14 protein-coding genes and 1 other annotated feature are annotated in these 15784 nt (G+C 49.0%); of the genes, 11 read left to right on the top strand and 3 right to left on the bottom strand.

Going from position 1 to position 15784, the window contains the following annotated elements:
• Positions 1-200: 200 nt before the first annotated feature.
• Positions 201-537 (top strand) — a binding site (T-box leader).
• Between the two features lie 85 nt (positions 538-622).
• From DWX76_RS07760 to DWX76_RS07750, 3 genes are all read left to right on the top strand, one after another.
• Positions 623-1702, top strand: coding sequence for an ABC transporter substrate-binding protein (locus DWX76_RS07760; protein WP_243022052.1), 1080 nt, complete (start codon positions 623-625; stop codon positions 1700-1702).
• 92 nt (positions 1703-1794) lie between these two features.
• Positions 1795-2700 (top strand): ABC transporter permease, encoded by a 906-nt coding sequence (locus DWX76_RS07755; protein ID WP_118570443.1) that lies wholly within the window; start codon positions 1795-1797, stop codon positions 2698-2700.
• Positions 2701-2747: 47 nt separating this feature from the next.
• Positions 2748-3542, top strand: coding sequence for an ABC transporter ATP-binding protein (locus tag DWX76_RS07750; RefSeq protein ID WP_118570442.1), 795 nt, complete (start codon positions 2748-2750; stop codon positions 3540-3542).
• 94 nt (positions 3543-3636) lie between these two features.
• On the opposite strand, the gene DWX76_RS07745 is transcribed toward DWX76_RS07750, so the two are convergent.
• Together DWX76_RS07745 and nhaC are read right to left on the bottom strand one after the other, a co-directional pair.
• On the bottom strand, positions 3637-4515 hold the full coding sequence (locus DWX76_RS07745; RefSeq protein ID WP_022358555.1) for an MBL fold metallo-hydrolase: 879 nt from the start codon (positions 4513-4515) through the stop codon (positions 3637-3639).
• Between the two features lie 154 nt (positions 4516-4669).
• Positions 4670-6058: a Na+/H+ antiporter NhaC gene (nhaC, locus tag DWX76_RS07740; protein ID WP_118570441.1), complete on the bottom strand. Its 1389-nt coding sequence runs from the start codon at positions 6056-6058 to the stop codon at positions 4670-4672.
• A 341-nt stretch (positions 6059-6399) separates the two neighbouring features.
• Between nhaC and DWX76_RS07735 the strand changes: the two genes are divergently transcribed.
• Together DWX76_RS07735 and sigK are read left to right on the top strand one after the other, a co-directional pair.
• Complete coding sequence (locus DWX76_RS07735; RefSeq protein WP_022358455.1) at positions 6400-7737, top strand: MATE family efflux transporter; 1338 nt, start codon at positions 6400-6402, stop codon at positions 7735-7737.
• Positions 7738-7870: 133 nt separating this feature from the next.
• Positions 7871-8500, top strand: a complete 630-nt coding sequence (gene sigK, locus DWX76_RS07730) for an RNA polymerase sporulation sigma factor SigK (protein ID WP_022358454.1) — start codon at positions 7871-7873, stop codon at positions 8498-8500.
• Positions 8501-8699: 199 nt separating this feature from the next.
• On the opposite strand, the gene galE is transcribed toward sigK, so the two are convergent.
• Complete coding sequence (gene galE / locus DWX76_RS07725; RefSeq protein ID WP_118570440.1) at positions 8700-9725, bottom strand: UDP-glucose 4-epimerase GalE; 1026 nt, start codon at positions 9723-9725, stop codon at positions 8700-8702.
• A gap of 361 nt (positions 9726-10086) precedes the next feature.
• Between galE and DWX76_RS07720 the strand changes: the two genes are divergently transcribed.
• The 6 genes from DWX76_RS07720 to DWX76_RS07695 all read left to right on the top strand — a co-directional run bounded on the left by DWX76_RS07720 (position 10087) and on the right by DWX76_RS07695 (position 15774).
• A complete protein-coding gene (locus DWX76_RS07720; protein WP_118570439.1) occupies positions 10087-11709 on the top strand; it encodes a putative DNA modification/repair radical SAM protein in 1623 nt (540 codons plus the stop codon).
• A gap of 20 nt (positions 11710-11729) precedes the next feature.
• Positions 11730-12527, top strand: coding sequence for a TIGR03915 family putative DNA repair protein (locus tag DWX76_RS07715; protein ID WP_118570448.1), 798 nt, complete (start codon positions 11730-11732; stop codon positions 12525-12527).
• Positions 12528-12856: 329 nt separating this feature from the next.
• Entirely contained in the window at positions 12857-13150 is a 294-nt protein-coding gene (locus DWX76_RS07710; RefSeq protein WP_118472870.1) for a hypothetical protein, read from the top strand.
• Positions 13151-13333: 183 nt separating this feature from the next.
• Complete coding sequence (locus DWX76_RS07705; protein ID WP_107000076.1) at positions 13334-13726, top strand: GntR family transcriptional regulator; 393 nt, start codon at positions 13334-13336, stop codon at positions 13724-13726.
• Positions 13713-14612: an ABC transporter ATP-binding protein gene (locus DWX76_RS07700; RefSeq protein WP_022358565.1), complete on the top strand. Its 900-nt coding sequence runs from the start codon at positions 13713-13715 to the stop codon at positions 14610-14612. The genes DWX76_RS07705 and DWX76_RS07700 overlap by 14 nt, the downstream gene beginning before the upstream one ends.
• Positions 14587-15774 carry a hypothetical protein gene (locus DWX76_RS07695; protein WP_118570438.1) on the top strand — a complete coding sequence of 396 codons (1188 nt, stop codon included), beginning with the start codon at positions 14587-14589 and terminating at the stop codon, positions 15772-15774. The genes DWX76_RS07700 and DWX76_RS07695 overlap by 26 nt, the downstream gene beginning before the upstream one ends.
• The last annotated feature ends 10 nt before the right edge of the window (positions 15775-15784 follow it).

Raw genomic sequence — 15784 nt, 5'->3', positions numbered from 1 at the left:
AGTAACGGAATTTGCCGTGGCTTCGCATTTAAATACGGCAAATTCCTGCTGCCACCACGTTTTCTTACGGCACTTTCGGTTCCAAAAGTGCCTACCTGTGAACAGTAACCCGATTTTGCCGATGATAAAGAAAAATTCAAAAATAGGGTTGACAACTTAAAAACATAGTGGTAAACTATGAAAAAATTAAATACAACACTACAAAGTCGATGAACAAAACGAGTACATACAGAGGTACATCACAGAGAACCGGGCTTGGTGGAAACCGGTATGAAGGGCTGTATGGAATGGATTTGGGAGATGCGAGGTGAAAGAGTGATTCGAGTAGCTGCAGCCGTAACTCTGCGTTAAAGGGTAGGGTATCGAGAGCATATCTGATTTCGCATTATCAATCACGTCTATGTTTTCCGTACCGTAGAATGAGTCAGACTGGATGGCAGATATTTTCCATTATGTGAGAATATCTGCTTTTTTATATAAAGTTTGAAGGTCTGAGAACAGGGGTGGCACCACGATATTTGTTTATTCGTCCCCGGCGCAGGAGTTTGTCTGCGCCGGGGATTTTATATTTCGTTGGGAATCAAAATCAGCGAGAGCCAGGATGGCGGAAAGGGAGAGTATTATGAGAAAAATGAATGGATTTGGAATGATGGCAAAAAGAGGCACAGCAGCAGCGATGGCAGCGGCAATGGCACTGACGATGGCAGGCTGTGGCGGCTCGAATGCGGCAGAGACGACAGCAGCGGCTGATTCTGAGGCGGCTTCTGAAAATGGAGATGCATCGGAGGCAGCAGCCAGCGAGGCAAAGGGCGATATCAAGGTTGGTGTGATCCAGATGATTGATAACGGTGCATTTGCAGATATGCGCGATGGTTTCTCGGAGGAGCTGACTGAAAAATATACAGGTGGTAAAGTCGATATTGTTTACAAAAATGCACAGGGCGATGCGGCAGCGCTGAATACCATCTGCCAGGAGATGGCAGACAGCGGTGTTGACCTGATTGCAACGATTGCGACTCCGGCGACCCAGGCGATGGTAAACCTGGAGACGGATATTCCGGTATTCTTTATCGCTGTTTCCAATCCGGTCGGCGCGGGTGTCATTACCGATATGGAAAAGCCGGATAAGAATGCAACCGGTACTTCCAATGCGATTCCGGTTGAGGATATTTTCGCACTGAGCGATAAGCTGACACCAGATTGTAAGACCTACGGAATGTTGTATAATACAAGCGAAATCAATTCCGTCAGCACCGTGGAGAATGCAAAAAAATATTTAGACGATCAGGGGCTTTCCTATAAAGAGGCGGTTGTTACGAACTCATCTGAAGTACAGCAGGCGGCACAGTCTTTAGCGGGCGAGGTTGACGCGATTTTCGTACCGAATGACAGTGTCATCCAGAGTGCAATGCCGATGGTAACGGAAGTGGCAAGAGATGCGAAGATTCCGGTATATGGAAGCTCCGCTGTTATGGTTGATTCCGGTGCATTTGCAACGATTGCGATCAGCGATACCGAGATCGGCGCACAGACCGCAGATATGGCACTGGAATACTTAAATGGAACTGCGATGGAGGATATTGCAGCTGTTGTGGTACCGGCTTCCAATATGGTAATCAATCAGGATACAGCCGATGCACTGGAAATCACATTCTCGGATGAGGTGCAGAACGAGGCAACCTTTGTAAAGGATGCGGAGTAAGATATAGAGCAGTCTGGCTGGTACGTACATTCATTGATTGTGGAAATTTGCGGAGTAATTACAAACGAACTTGAAAATAGGAGGAAGCACACATGACACTGGTGATCGGATCCCTGCAGTTGGGATTTTTATATGGAATACTGGCGCTTGGAATATACGTCACATTCCGCATTTTAAATATTCCGGATCTGACGGCGGAGGGGAGTTTTACGCTGGGACTGGCAGCCTCGGCGGTCTGCACGCTGGCGGGGCATCCGGTTGCCGGGATCGTGGCAGCAGCTGTGGCCGGGGCGCTGGCAGGCTGTGTGACAGGCGTACTCCAGACGAAGATGGGGATTCATGCGGTATTAGCTGGCATTCTCACAATGTGCGGGCTTTACACCATCAACCTGATTGTGATGGGAAGCAGCCCGAATATTTCCCTCATCAATGTTCCGACCATATTTAAAGCGGCAGAAAGCCTGGGACTTTCAAAAGAGGCGGCAAGACTCGTGATTGCGGTCGCGGCAGCAACAGTCTGCCTGATGCTGCTGATTCTTTTCTTCCGGACGCATCTGGGACTCTGCATCCGGGCGACGGGCGATAATGAGGCGATGGTGAGCGCGTCCTCCATCAATGTAGACGCGATGAAAATCACGGCGCTGGCATTCAGCAATGCACTGGTAGCGGTCAGCGGCGGTCTGATTGCCCAGTATCAGGGATTTGCGGATGTAAACTCCGGTTCCGGTATGCTGGTTGTAGGTCTGGCATCGGTCATCATTGGCGAAGTGATTGTTGGAAAAAGAAGTCTGGAAATCGGATTTGTTTCCTCGATTTTCGGTTCGATCATCTACCGTTATATCATCGCAGCGGCAACCAAGAGCCAGATTTTTCCGGCATATGCGTTAAAACTGGTATCAGCGTGCATCGTAGCGGCGGCGCTGGCGCTTCCGGCGATCCGTTATCAGATGGGGCTTTCAAAGATGAAGCGGACGAGAGAAAAAGATATGTGTAAATAATAACCTGGAAAGCAGTTACAAACAGGGATAAAAGATGGAGATGTACTATGTTAGATGTAAAACAGGCAACCAAAGTATTTTCCGCTGGTACGGCGAGCGAGCACCACGCTTTGAACGGACTGAACCTGCATCTGGATGATGGGGAGTTCGTGACGATCATCGGTTCCAACGGAGCGGGAAAATCGACGCTTTTTAATGCGATCTGCGGCAATTACTGGCTGGATCAGGGACAGATTTTCCTGGATGGTCAGGATATCACTTTTCTGTCGGAGCACCGCAGGGCGCGCCAGATCGGGCGCGTGTTCCAGGATCCGATGAAAGGAACGGCGCCGCATCTTACGATCGAGGAAAATCTGGCGCTGGCATATACCCGGAAGGATCGGAAGCCATTTCGAAGTGCGGTCCGCAAACAGGAAAAGGATCTATTCCGGACAGAGCTTGAGAAGTACCATATGGACCTGGAAAACCGTATGAAGACGAAGGTAGGGCTTCTGTCAGGTGGTCAGAGACAGGTTGTGACGCTTCTCATGTGTACGCTTGTCATGCCAAAGCTCCTTCTTCTGGATGAGCACACGGCAGCGCTTGACCCGGCGACGGCAGATAAGGTCATGGAGATCACGCGGTCGATTGTGTCGGAAAACCACCTGACGACGCTGATGATCACCCACAATCTGTCGCAGGCGCTCACGACCGGAAATCGGACGATCATGCTCGATGAAGGCCGGATCATCCTGGATCTGGGCGGTGAGGAGAGAGCGAAAATGGGGGTGAATGACCTTTTAGACTGCTATGCGGAGAAAAAGAAGAAGGCATTTGATAATGACCGGATGATGCTGGCGTAGAAGATAAAACGAAATGGGGATGTAAAAAAATTCGATTGAGTTTTTACATCCCCATTTTGTTTAGGGACTTATTTCACAGCCCATTAAATTTTTCTTAGAATACATCTAAATCCTGTCCATTTACAACGGCACCTTCATATCCGGCATCACGGATTTCCTGCAAAATGGCGGTGTTTCTGCGCGCCATCTCAGCCTCGACATCGCGGGTGTTGTCCTGGATTTCCATGTGATAGATACGGTGGTAGGTAACCAGAAGCCGCGGGTGCGCTTTGGCGGCAATCTTTGCCAGATCAACGCTGAGAGTGTGAACTTCCTGGTGGTATTTCTGCCATTTTGGCTCTCTGGCGGAGAGTCCGGCGGTGTACTCGACCTCGTGGAGGAGAATATCGCAGCCTTCCGCTTTCTGCGCCACGATCTCAAGCGGAGCCGTGTCACCGCTGATCACGATTACCTTATCCGGCGTTGTAAACTTAAATCCGTAGCTTTCAAGCGTACCGTGGCTGACTGGAAATGCCTCAACCGTCACGCGGTCATCCTGATAAATGATACCAGGCTGGATATCGGTAGTTTCGACTTTGTAGCCATTTTCGTTGGCTTTTTCAAAGCCGTGGATACGGAAGTCGATGTCCGTCTCATATGCTTTTAAAATATGTTCGGTCATGTTCTGGATGCCTTTTGGACCGAATACTTTCAGCGGCTTCGGGCGTTCCAGCACCCACGGGGTAAAAATGAGATCCGGATAGCCGGCCGTGTGGTCGGTGTGCAGATGTGTGCAGAATGCGATCATCAGCCGGTCCGGGCGCAGGGCATCAATTCCCTGTTGGTATGCTTTCGCCGCCTGACGGACAACGCCAGGACCAAAATCTACAAGATAAGCGCGGTCGCCTACGACAACTGCGGAAGAAGGACCGCTGGCATTCGGGCAGGCATTCGGGGTGCCGGTTCCGAGAAGTACAAGCTTTGTTTCCATCATAAATATTCATCTCCTAAATTCATATGTAATATATTTTGCGCGAAATCATGAAAAAAGTTCGGGCAAATTAGATGTGTTCAGCTTTGCACAGGTAAACACTGTGTCAAAGGCTGAATATATGTTTCGATCATTTTGTTTTCATCAAGTGAAAGGTTTAATTTTGAGCGTCGTCTGTATGCCGGATGGAGATTCCCGTAAATCCATAGAAAATACTGAACAAAGGTGTTAAGTACAGTAAGAACAGGTATGGGAAGAATACTGACCAGGCAACGCCGAGGGTTCCAGCCATGTATACACAGTAACCGTGCCACGGAATCATCGGACCGGATAAAGTACCTGCGTCCTCAAGGGTACGGGAAAGGATTTCCGGTGCGATTTTTCTGGATTTGAACAGCGGTTTCATCATATTTCCAGTCAGGACGTGGGACATCGGCTGGGAACAGCTGATTAAGCTGGTTACATAGCCGACTAAAAGGCTTGCTGCAATCAGGCTGCCATCGCTGTTGATGTGATTTACGATGGCGTTTAAGAGATTGCCGAGAACGCCGAGGCGATCCAGCATACCGCCCATACCAACTGCAAAGCAGATGATTGCCACATACTGAAGCATGCTGCTCATACCGCCGCGGTTTAAGATGGTCTGTAAAATACCTTCCTCAATGCTGGTACTGTATCCGTTGTAAGCAACACGGATGATACTCTGCAAAGTTGCGCCCTGATAGAAGAAAGAGACAGCTCCGGCGCAGATGGCGGAAAGACCAAGGGAGACAACCGCGTTTACTTTGCATAAAAGCAGAATAATGATTGCGATGGCTGGCAGCAGAGTGATGAAGCCAAGTTTAAACTCACCTTGCAGGGCCTCGATGTATGTCAGAAGATTTCCAGTTTCATAGTTCCCTGAAGTCTGGCTGATGCCAAGAATTACAAAGAGAACCAGGCTGATGACAAAGGTCGGAAGCGTGGTCCAGAGCATGGAACGCACGTGGTCGTTTAATTTAGAGCCAGCAACCGCTGGAGCCAGGTTGGTTGTGTCGGAAAGCGGGCTTAATTTGTCACCGAACATCGCGCCGCAGATGACAGCACCTGCCACCATGCCAGGATGGATGCCCATCGCGTTGCCGATTGCCATCATGGCAACACCGGCACTGCCGACGGAACCGTAGGAGGTTCCGGTCACAAGGCTTAATACGGCACAGAAAATCAGGGTCAGAGGCAGCAGCCAGGTCGGGTTGATCAGTTTTAAACCGCCGACAATGATGGTTGCAATCGTGCCGCTTTGCAGCCAGGTACCGATCATGACGCCGATTGCCATGAGCAGGCACAGGGTAGGAACGACAACCCGGATCGCGTCGTAAGCGCCGTTTACAACATGCTCATAATTTATGCGTAATACCTTACAAAACAGATAGATGATGATCCAGCTCATAAATAGTCCAATCATCGGTCCGCCCGTTTTCAGCCGGATGCAGACTGCAACCGCTCCGATGATCAGGAGCAGAAGCAGAAGCGACTGAGGCATGTTTAATTTTTTGTCTTCGCTCATAACATAGTTCCTCCCTAATGTGAAAGTTGTGCTTTTTTTGAATTTAATGCGTTGAGGTTTAACGCGTTAAATTGTAAATTTATTTTCATTATACAGAATAATTCCGAAAAAATCAACCGTAGGAATAATAATTATTTGGCTCAAGGGAGAAGAGGTGCAGGTGATGTTCCGTGATGTGAAGAATTATGATATAATGAGCGCAAGTGAGCCAGAAAGCTGCTTGCAGATTTATGGCGAACGGCGAATGGCGATCACGATAGCTGCGTCAGCAGCGGTAAGCATCGAAGATGCGAATCGTGATATAATGGCAGAATTACTTAAAAATTTGACAGGAGAATGTTATGGAACAGAGGATTCAGTTATCGGATCATTTCGGTTTTGGGAGATTGATCCGGTTTACAATTCCATCTATTTTAATGATGATTTTTACCTCCATTTACGGAGTGGTAGATGGATATTTTGTATCGAATTTTGTAGGAAAAACGCCGTTTGCGGCGGTCAATTTCATTATGCCGTTTCTGATGGTCGTAGGTGCCATGGGATTTATGTTCGGCACGGGTGGAAGTGCCCTGATCGCCCGGATTATGGGCGAGGGCAGGCGTGAGAAGGCCCAGGAGATTTTTTCCCTTCTGATCGCTGCGACCGTTGTTTCTGGTCTGGTAATTGCGGTTATCAGTATTCTGTTTTTACCGCAGATCGCTGCCTTTCTTGGCGCGAAGGGAGAGATGCTGGCGGACTGCATCCGGTATGGACGGATCATTCTGGTGGCGCTTCCGTTTTTAATGCTGCAGTATGCGTTTGGCAGCCTTTCCGTGACGGCGGAGAAGCCGAAGCTGGGGCTGATTGTAACGATCATTTCGGGTGTGCTCAATATGACGGGAGATGTTCTGTTCATGGGAGTGTTCCATTGGGGAATTGCCGGAGCGGCGATGGCGACTGCGATGGGACAGATCATAGGCGGAACGATACCGCTGGTTTATTTCCTGCGGAAGAACAGCAGTAGCCTGCGCCTTCGCAGACCAAAGTGGGATGGAGGAGCGCTCAGACGTGCCTGCACCAACGGTGTATCGGAATTGATGAGCAGTATTTCTATGTCCATTGTCGGCATGCTGTATAACGCGCAGCTGATGCGCTACGCGGGAGAAAACGGAGTCGCAGCTTACGGAACCATCATGTATGTGGACTTTATTTTCCTTGCGATTTTCATCGGTTATGCGACCGGCGTAGCTCCGGTTATCAGCTATCACTACGGCGCAGGAAATAAAAAGGAGCTAAATAACCTGCTAAAGCGCAGTGTGGTTCTGATCGCGGCGGCGTCTCTGAGCATGCTGCTGCTGTCCGAGGTGATGGCGGCACCGTTGGCAGCTATTTTCGTAGGATATGATGCCGGGCTTCTGGACATGACGGTACATGCGTATTCCATTTATGCGGTTTCGTTCTTATTCTGCGGTTTCTCCATTTTCAGTTCCGCCTTTTTTACGGCGCTGGGAGATGGACTGACCTCGGCGCTGATAGCTTTTTTGCGTACTCTTGTGTTTGAAAGTGCATCGGTTATCATTCTGCCGCTGCTCCTGGGCCTGAACGGAATCTGGGGCGCAATTATCGTGGCGGAGTGTATGTCCGTGACGGTGTCAGTTATCTTTTTGGTGGCGAAGAGAAAGAGGTATCAATATTTTTAGACGCAACGGATTAATAACCGGCTGGATGGTATGATTTTTAGATCCCTTTCTAAAATCGGAAAAGCAAGTGGTGCACTGGAAAAGCCGCCGAAGCATAAACTATCAGTAAGTAAGCTTCAGGGTGGCTTTTTCTTTGCATACATTTCCAAAGCCTTTGACACCTGGAGAGGAACGGTCCTGTCTGGAACGCATGAAAGAGGGAGACCATGAGGCACGCAATACTCTGATAGAGCGAAATTTACGGCTGGTGGCGCATGTGACCAGAAAATATCAGGGTACAGATTATGAAATGGAAGATCTCCTGTCGATTGGCACCATCGGGCTCATTAAAGCGGTCAATACGTTTCATCCGGAGCGGGGATCGCGGTTGGCGACATATGCGGCGAAATGTATCGAGAATGAGATTCTGATGACCTTCCGTGCTGGTAAAAAATATGCAAAGGATATCTCGTTATATGACCCGATCGGGGTAGATAAAGACGGAGAAACCGTCAGCCGGATGGATGTGCTGGAGGCAGAAGGAAAAGAAGTTCTGGAAACCATTATTTTAAAGCAGGAAATTGAACAGCTTTACCGCGCCTATGAAGCGTGTTTAAAAGAAACAGAGAAAATCGTCTTACGCAGCCGGTACGGGCTGTTTGGCGGAAAGGAACAGACGCAGCGGGAGATTGCCGCCAGACTTGGGATTTCGCGTTCTTATGTGAGCCGGATCGAGAAGCGGGCGCTGGAAAAAATGCGGCGGGGATTTGCGGAACACAAATAAAGAACAGAAAAAGCGGCTGGCAGATGTTAGGATGGACATCTGTCAGCCGCTTTTGTCATGTAATAGGAAATTTCCTGGAATTCCCTATTACACAAAAAGGCACTAACGTGCCAATGATGCGCACTCGCGCGAAGCAGAAACATGTCGCAAGCGACCGCGCTCGGCGCGAGAATGTGCCAAGCACATTCTTTTTCATCTCTTAGTCCTCAGAGTCCCGATATCCGTTCGGGTTCATCGACTGCCATTTCCAGGAGTCAGCGCACATCTCCTCAATGCCGTACTGAGCTTCCCAGCCGAGTTCATTTTTCGCTTTGGTAGCATCGGAGTAGCAGGTTGCGATATCGCCGGCGCGGCGTGGCTTGATTTCATAAGGAATTGTTTTGCCGCAGGCTTTTTCGTAAGCCTTGACAACATCGAGTACGCTGTAGCCTTTGCCGGTGCCGAGGTTGTAGATATATACGTCTGGCTTATCGTTAAATTTCTGAAGTGCTTTTACATGACCGACTGCAAGGTCAACTACGTGGATGTAATCGCGCACACCGGTTCCGTCTGGAGTCGGGTAATCATTGCCGAAGACACCGAGACATTTCAGCTTGCCGACAGCAACCTGTGCGATATAAGGAACCAGGTTGTTCGGGATTCCCTTCGGATCCTCGCCGATCAGACCGCTCTTGTGTGCACCGATTGGGTTGAAGTAGCGGAGCAGAACGACATTCCATTCCGGATCTGCCACGTGCAGGTCAGTTAAAATCTGTTCAAGCATTCCCTTTGTCTGACCGTAAGGGTTTGTGATTTTGCCTTTCGGGCATTCTTCGGTGATCGGGACGAATGCCGGATCTCCGTATACGGTAGCGGAGGAGCTGAAAATGATTTTCTTGACGCCATGATTGCGCATTACGTCGCAGAGAATCAGGGTTCCGGTGATATTGTTGTGGTAATATTCCAGTGGCTTCGCAACGGATTCCCCGACTGCCTTTAAGCCTGCAAAATGAATGACCGAATCGATGGATTCTTTTTCAAAAATCTCATTGACTGCCTCGCGATCCAGCATATCTGCCTTGTAAAAGGTTACATGCTTGCCGGTGATTTTCTCCACGCGGCGCAGCGCTTCCTCACTGGCATTGTAAAGGTTGTCCATGACAACGACCTCATATCCGGCGTTTAAAAGTTCGATGCAGGTATGACTGCCGATGTAACCGGCGCCTCCAGTAACTAAAATAGCCATTGTAAACTCCTCCTTCATCCTACCTATAAGAATAATTCATTCTATACCTTCAATCTTTCTTTATTATAAACGCGGCTTGCGAGGAAAACAATCAGAAATATTGTCATGTGTTATCGAAATTATATTTTAAGAGAAAATTTAAAGGCGGAGATTGGCAAGGTTCGGATATAGTTCTGGCTGCAGATTTTGCTGATTTGGAATGCGAAGCATCGGCAAAATCCTGTTACTGGGCATGCGTGAACAGTAACACATATGGGAATAATGACAGAATGTATGTTCGAAAAAGCTTGCATTTAAAAAGGGAGTATGGTATGATAAATCCAGAACTAATGTTCGGTAGGACGGGAGGAGGCAGAACCTCATGCTGATACAGGAAAATCTTTCAATCGAAGAAAAGTTAAGAATTTTATCGGATGCGGCGAAGTATGACGCCGCCTGCACATCCAGCGGCGTGGGTAGAAAGGGAAAGGAAGGCTTTCTTGGAAACAGCCGGGTGGACGGCATCTGTCACAGTTTTGCCTCGGATGGGCGCTGTATCTCCCTGCTGAAAATTTTATTTACGAACCAGTGCATCTATGACTGTCATTACTGTGTCAATCGTCGGAGCAATGACACGGTCCGTACCTCCTTTACGCCAGAGGAGGTCTGCCGTCTGACGATGGAATTTTACCGGCGCAACTATATAGAAGGATTGTTTTTAAGTTCCGGTGTGCTGGAGACACCGGATCACACGATGGAACTGCTGTATCAGACCTTGTACCGGCTTCGGCGGGTCCATCGATTTAACGGTTACATCCATGTGAAAGCAATTCCGGGGGCAGATCCGGAGCTGATTGAGAGAGTGGGCTTTCTGGCGGATCGGATGAGTGTGAATCTGGAGCTTCCGACGGCTGATGGTCTGGCGCGCCTGGCACCGGGAAAGACGCGGGACAAGATACTGCGCCCGATGCGCCAGATCCAGACTGGGATCGCGAGACAGCTGGAGCAGGAAGGGCGTCTGGAGAGCAGAGGGGCATGGCTTCCGCAGAAAGAGCGCGGAGAAATTCAGATTCCGGGAGACGGGAGATATGGAATTGGTGGTAAAGCGATAGGAAAAGGGGAAAAGGAATGTCTGGAGGCTGACAAGGGAATTCTGAGTCTGAATCAGACAGAGACAAAGATGGATTGGGGGCGGAATGGAGACAAGGTAAAAGGATTTATGAGGTCGAAAGAGCCAGGGGGAACGGATGAAAGGGTTGGAAGGACACATACACCGGAGATCCCCCGTGTCATCCCGGGACACTCGATCTATGGCAGTTTCGGACTGGGAAATATCTCAAACAGCAAGAATTATTTCGTCCCCGGCGGTCAGAGCACGCAGCTCATTGTCGGGGCGACTCCGGAGAGTGATTATCAGATGGTTGCAGTCGCGGAAGCGCTGTATCGGAATTTTGGATTAAAGAGGGTCTTTTATTCGGCGTTTATCAAGGTGAATGAGGACAGCCTGCTTCCGGATCTTCCGGACGGACCGCCGCTTCTGCGAGAACACCGTCTGTACCAGGCGGACTGGCTGATGCGCTACTATGGCTTCCGGGCGTCGGAACTTCTGAGTGAAAAACACCCTAATTTTAATGTGTTTCTGGATCCGAAGTGCGACTGGGCGCTGCAGAACCTGGGAGAGTTCCCGGTGGAGGTAAACCGGGCACCGTATGAGACGCTTCTGCGGGTTCCGGGCATCGGGGTAAAGTCTGCGATGCGGATTGTCGCTGCGAGAAAGCAGACGGCGCTTCGGTTTGAAGATTTGAAAAAGATGGGAGTTGTGTTGAAGCGGGCGGTATACTTCATTACCTGTTCAGGGCGGATGATGTACCCGGTGCAGATCCATGAGGATGCGATCGCGGCACAGCTAGTCAGTGAAGAAAAGCGGAAGCAGTGGCAGCTGTCACAGAGCGGGCTGTACCGCCAGATGTCGTTGTTTGATGATTTTCATATGGCGCAGGTATGAAACGGACGGAGGAGAGAAAAATGGTTGTATTTGTATGTGAAGACAGTCCGGAAGGCATATTCACAGGAGTATATGATGCCTGGAGCAGCCGCTTGGGGCATGAGAACGTGCGGCTGGAAGTACAGGGCGAATATAATTACAGCCTGTTTTCGGAGTACCGGGAGGTGGCGGTGGATCAGCTCAAGGCGCAGAAAGTCGTGCGCTCGGTGCGCCGATCCCTGTCAGAACTGGCGTACAGCTGGATTTACCGCACGGCACTGAGTGAACGGGATGATCGGGCAGAGGCGGTCTACCGGTTTCTGGTCTGTGGATTTGGCGCAGGGGCAGCAGGGAGACGTATCACGGACAATTTACAGATACCGGCGGTGCAGACAGTCTTTCAGATCAACCGCGCGGTTGCCAATGAAGCGCATTTGCAGATAGAATTTATGCGGTTTGCGGAATATTCCGATCAGGTACTGTTTTCTGAGATTGGTCCGAAAAACCGGGTGACGGCATTGCTGATGCCGTATTTTACGGATCGCCTGCCATCGGAACCATTTATTATCTATGATAAAAATCATCAGGAAGCGGGAGTCTGGACAGGAAAGGGGCGGTGGTATATGATGCGCGGGGCTGAGACAGAACCCCTGCAGGCGCTTTCCGGGAAAACCGATCAGAGCGAATATGCGGCGCTCTGGAGTACTTTTTTTCATCAGATAGGAATTAAGGAGCGGGAAAATCCAGCCTGCCAGCGAACGTGCCTGCCGCTTCGCTACCGGAAATATATGACGGAATTTCAGTCCGGTTTCAACCGTGCAAATTTGGCTAAATTGTGAACAAATCGTAAACACAAAATCGAGAAAATTGTTCATAAAGAAATGAAAAAAGAATAAAAATAAGCTGGAAACTGGGAAAAAGCAGCATTGAAACGAGAAAACTGCCGCATATATATTAAGATTTAAAGGCTTAAAAAAATGATGTAAAACCAACAGAAACAAGGATTTTTCTTACGAAACCTTTTGTTTTTTGTAAGAAATATGGGATTTATTTAGTGAATGTTAATTATCTGTTCATATTTTGGACATAATTTGTTTTTATTATAAGTCCTGTACCGATGAGGTACAAGAAAACATAAATCGTATGTTTTAAAGAGGAGAGAATAATTATGAGAAAGAATCTTACAAAAACAGCAGCAATCTTAGTTATGAGTGCAATGGTAGCAGCATCTGCTCTGACCGCTTGCGGCAGCAAAGCAGAGGAGACAACTGCAGCAGCAGAGGAGACTGTAGCAGCAGAAGAGACTGAGGCAGTTGAGGAGACTGAGGCTGAAACAGAAGAGACTGAGGAAGTTTCCGAGGAAGAGACCGAAGAGGCATCTGAGGAAGAGACTGAGGCAGCTGAGGAGACTGAGGCTGAAACAGAAGAGACTGAGGCAGCTGAGGAGACACAGGCTCAGTAATCAATCTTTGATTGCAGAAGTTTGTTTCTATTCGGATATAACCAAAAAGGTTGTTAAGAAAATCGTAAGAGGGCAGTCGGTTGACAATCGACTGCCCTTTTTGTATACTATAACTGTATTAAATGAACTAATACACTTATGATTTTTGACACAGGGCAGAATGGAGGAAAGGAGAATGTGAGCATGATTCTGATTGATTATAAAGATCGACGACCTCTCTATGAGCAGATTGTTGAGAAGCTGTCGGATCTGATGGTCCGGGGGATTTTGGAGCAGGACAGTCAGCTTCCATCCGTGCGGAGTCTGGCAACGGAGCTGTCGATGAATCCGAATACGATCCAGCGGGCGTACGCAGAGCTGGAACGCCAGGGATATATTTATTCGGTTAAGGGCAGGGGCAGTTTTGTGGCGGATAACCGGCAGATCCGGGAGAGGAAGCGGCAGGAGATCTGGGATCAGCTGGAACTTCTGATCCGGGATGCAAAAGGAACCGGCATCACGATGCTGGAGTTCCAGGAGCAGGTCATCCAGAGCTATGGAAGTGAGGAAGGAGGAAACAGGAATGATAAAGGCTGAGAATCTGACGAAGCGTTTTTATGATACAGTGGCAGTCGATCATATCCATGCGGAGATTCACAATGGAAGTGTCTTTGGTCTGATTGGAACCAACGGCGCCGGAAAAAGTACTTTTTTGCGGATGGCAGCCGGTATTTTAAAGCCGGACGAAGGAAGCGTTACGGTTGATGATGAGACGGTATTTGAGAATACAAAGGTAAAGGCACGGTGCTTTTATATCCCGGATGAGCCGTATTTCTTAAGCAATGGAACGGCGGAAGATATGAAGGTGTTTTATCAGGGAATTTATCCGAAGTTTGATGCAGCCCGGTTTGATAAACTGCTAAAGAATTTTGAACTGGAAAGCCGGCGGAAGGTGCAGACCTTTTCGAAGGGTATGAAAAAACAGCTCGCTGTGCTGCTGGGCATTTGCGCGGGAACCGATTATCTGTTCTGCGACGAGACGTTTGACGGGCTGGATCCGGTCATGCGGCAGACGGTCAAGAGTCTTTTTGCCAATGATATCGAGGAGCGGAACCTCACGCCGGTCATCGCCTCCCATAATCTGCGGGAGCTGGAAGATATCTGCGACCATGTAGGTCTGCTTCACAAGGGAGGAATGCTTCTCTCAAAGGATCTGGACGATATGAAGTTAAATATTCACAAGATTCAGTGTGTGCTTCCGGCGGGAGTGGGGAGCAGCGATTTGCAGGGAATCGATATTATAAAGACGGAACAGAGGGGAAGTCTCCTGACGCTTACCGTGCGCGGAAAACGGGAAGAGATTCAGACAATTTTACAGGCGTATCATCCGGTGTTTTTTGAAATGATACCGCTTTCCCTGGAAGAGATCTTTATCAGTGAAACGGAGGTGGCTGGTTATGACATCAAAAGGCTTGTTTTTTAAATATATGAGAGAAAATACGAAGCAGCGTCTCTGGAGCGTGGCGCTTACCGCACTTTTGTGCTTTTTTCTGTTTCCGGTCCTGACAGCGCTGGAAACCAGCATAATGCTGCGTCCGGATAACTTGTCTAAAGATCTGAGCGTCGAAGCGGCGTTAGCAGAAGCAAAATTAAAGCTGACCAATGAGATGCTGAATATGTATTCGATCCAGAATGCAATGCTGGTATTTATCCTGATTGTGGCGGCAGTGGTGCTGGCAGCGTCCGGTTTTTCGTACCTCCATTCGAAAAAGAAAACGGATTTTTTTCACAGCCTTCCGATCAGCCGTGAAATGCTTTATACTGTGACCTGCCTGGACGGTATCCTGTATCTGGCAGTCCCGTATCTGGTATTTCTGCTGGCGGCAGGAGTGATGCTGCAGGTAAAGGGCGCACCATTTTCATGGGGAACCCTGCTGATTGGGTATGTACAGCATATGTGCTTTTTTACACTGGTGTACATGACGGTTGTGCTGGCAGTGATTCTGACAGGCAATCTGATCGTGGGTTTACTGGGAACCGGCGTGCTTTTTAGCTGGGGGCCGGGTGTGGCTGCAGTGGTATCGACGTATTTTTCCGAATACTTCATGACGTTTTATGACAATGGCAATTTCCTGCTGCGCTGGTGCGAGCGGACCTCACCGGTTTTCTGGTACGGCACGGCAACTGGTTCGGATCATCCCACCCGGATGGCAGTCATTGCATTGGCAGTGGCAGCCCTGCTCTTTGGTCTGGGAATGTTCCTGTACCGGAAACGCCCGTCTGAGGCGGCTGGAAGAGCGATGGCATTTAAGGTAAGTGAGCCGGTGATCCGTTTCCTTCTGGTTGTGCCGATCACGCTGTTTTCCGGAATGATTTTCCGGTCAATCCTGAATGATGATATCTGGACCGTGTTTGGCTTGATCTGCGGACTGCTCATCACCAGCTGCCTGATCGAAATTATCTATCATTTCGATTTTAAGAGCTTGTTTGCGCATAAGAGACAGCTTGTCATCAGTGCGGTGGCAGTGGCAGCCATTTTCTTAGGGTTCCGCCTGGATGTGGCAGGATATGACAGCTATCTGCGGATGCTGACAAGGTTGCATACGCGGGTATTTACTGTGATGCGCTGGACAACAATGCGGTAGGGGCTTACCA

Source organism: Clostridium sp. AF21-20LB (assembly GCF_003478795.1).
Taxonomy (GTDB): Bacteria; Bacillota; Clostridia; order Lachnospirales; family Lachnospiraceae; genus Otoolea; species Otoolea fessa.
The sequence above is the reverse complement of the archived record's forward strand: the minus strand, read 5'-3'. Positions and strand labels throughout refer to the sequence as shown.

Coding starts and splice junctions, on each gene's coding strand:
- DWX76_RS07760 (WP_243022052.1), top strand. CDS start 623: ATGAGAAAAATGAATGGATTTGGAATGATGGCAAAAAGAGGCACAGCA.
- DWX76_RS07755 (WP_118570443.1), top strand. CDS start 1,795: ATGACACTGGTGATCGGATCCCTGCAGTTGGGATTTTTATATGGAATA.
- DWX76_RS07750 (WP_118570442.1), top strand. CDS start 2,748: ATGTTAGATGTAAAACAGGCAACCAAAGTATTTTCCGCTGGTACGGCG.
- DWX76_RS07745 (WP_022358555.1), bottom strand. CDS start 4,515: ATGATGGAAACAAAGCTTGTACTTCTCGGAACCGGCACCCCGAATGCC.
- nhaC (WP_118570441.1), bottom strand. CDS start 6,058: ATGAGCGAAGACAAAAAATTAAACATGCCTCAGTCGCTTCTGCTTCTG.
- DWX76_RS07735 (WP_022358455.1), top strand. CDS start 6,400: ATGGAACAGAGGATTCAGTTATCGGATCATTTCGGTTTTGGGAGATTG.
- galE (WP_118570440.1), bottom strand. CDS start 9,725: ATGGCTATTTTAGTTACTGGAGGCGCCGGTTACATCGGCAGTCATACC.
- DWX76_RS07720 (WP_118570439.1), top strand. CDS start 10,087: ATGCTGATACAGGAAAATCTTTCAATCGAAGAAAAGTTAAGAATTTTA.
- DWX76_RS07715 (WP_118570448.1), top strand. CDS start 11,730: ATGGTTGTATTTGTATGTGAAGACAGTCCGGAAGGCATATTCACAGGA.
- DWX76_RS07710 (WP_118472870.1), top strand. CDS start 12,857: ATGAGAAAGAATCTTACAAAAACAGCAGCAATCTTAGTTATGAGTGCA.
- DWX76_RS07705 (WP_107000076.1), top strand. CDS start 13,334: ATGATTCTGATTGATTATAAAGATCGACGACCTCTCTATGAGCAGATT.
- DWX76_RS07700 (WP_022358565.1), top strand. CDS start 13,713: ATGATAAAGGCTGAGAATCTGACGAAGCGTTTTTATGATACAGTGGCA.
- DWX76_RS07695 (WP_118570438.1), top strand. CDS start 14,587: ATGACATCAAAAGGCTTGTTTTTTAAATATATGAGAGAAAATACGAAG.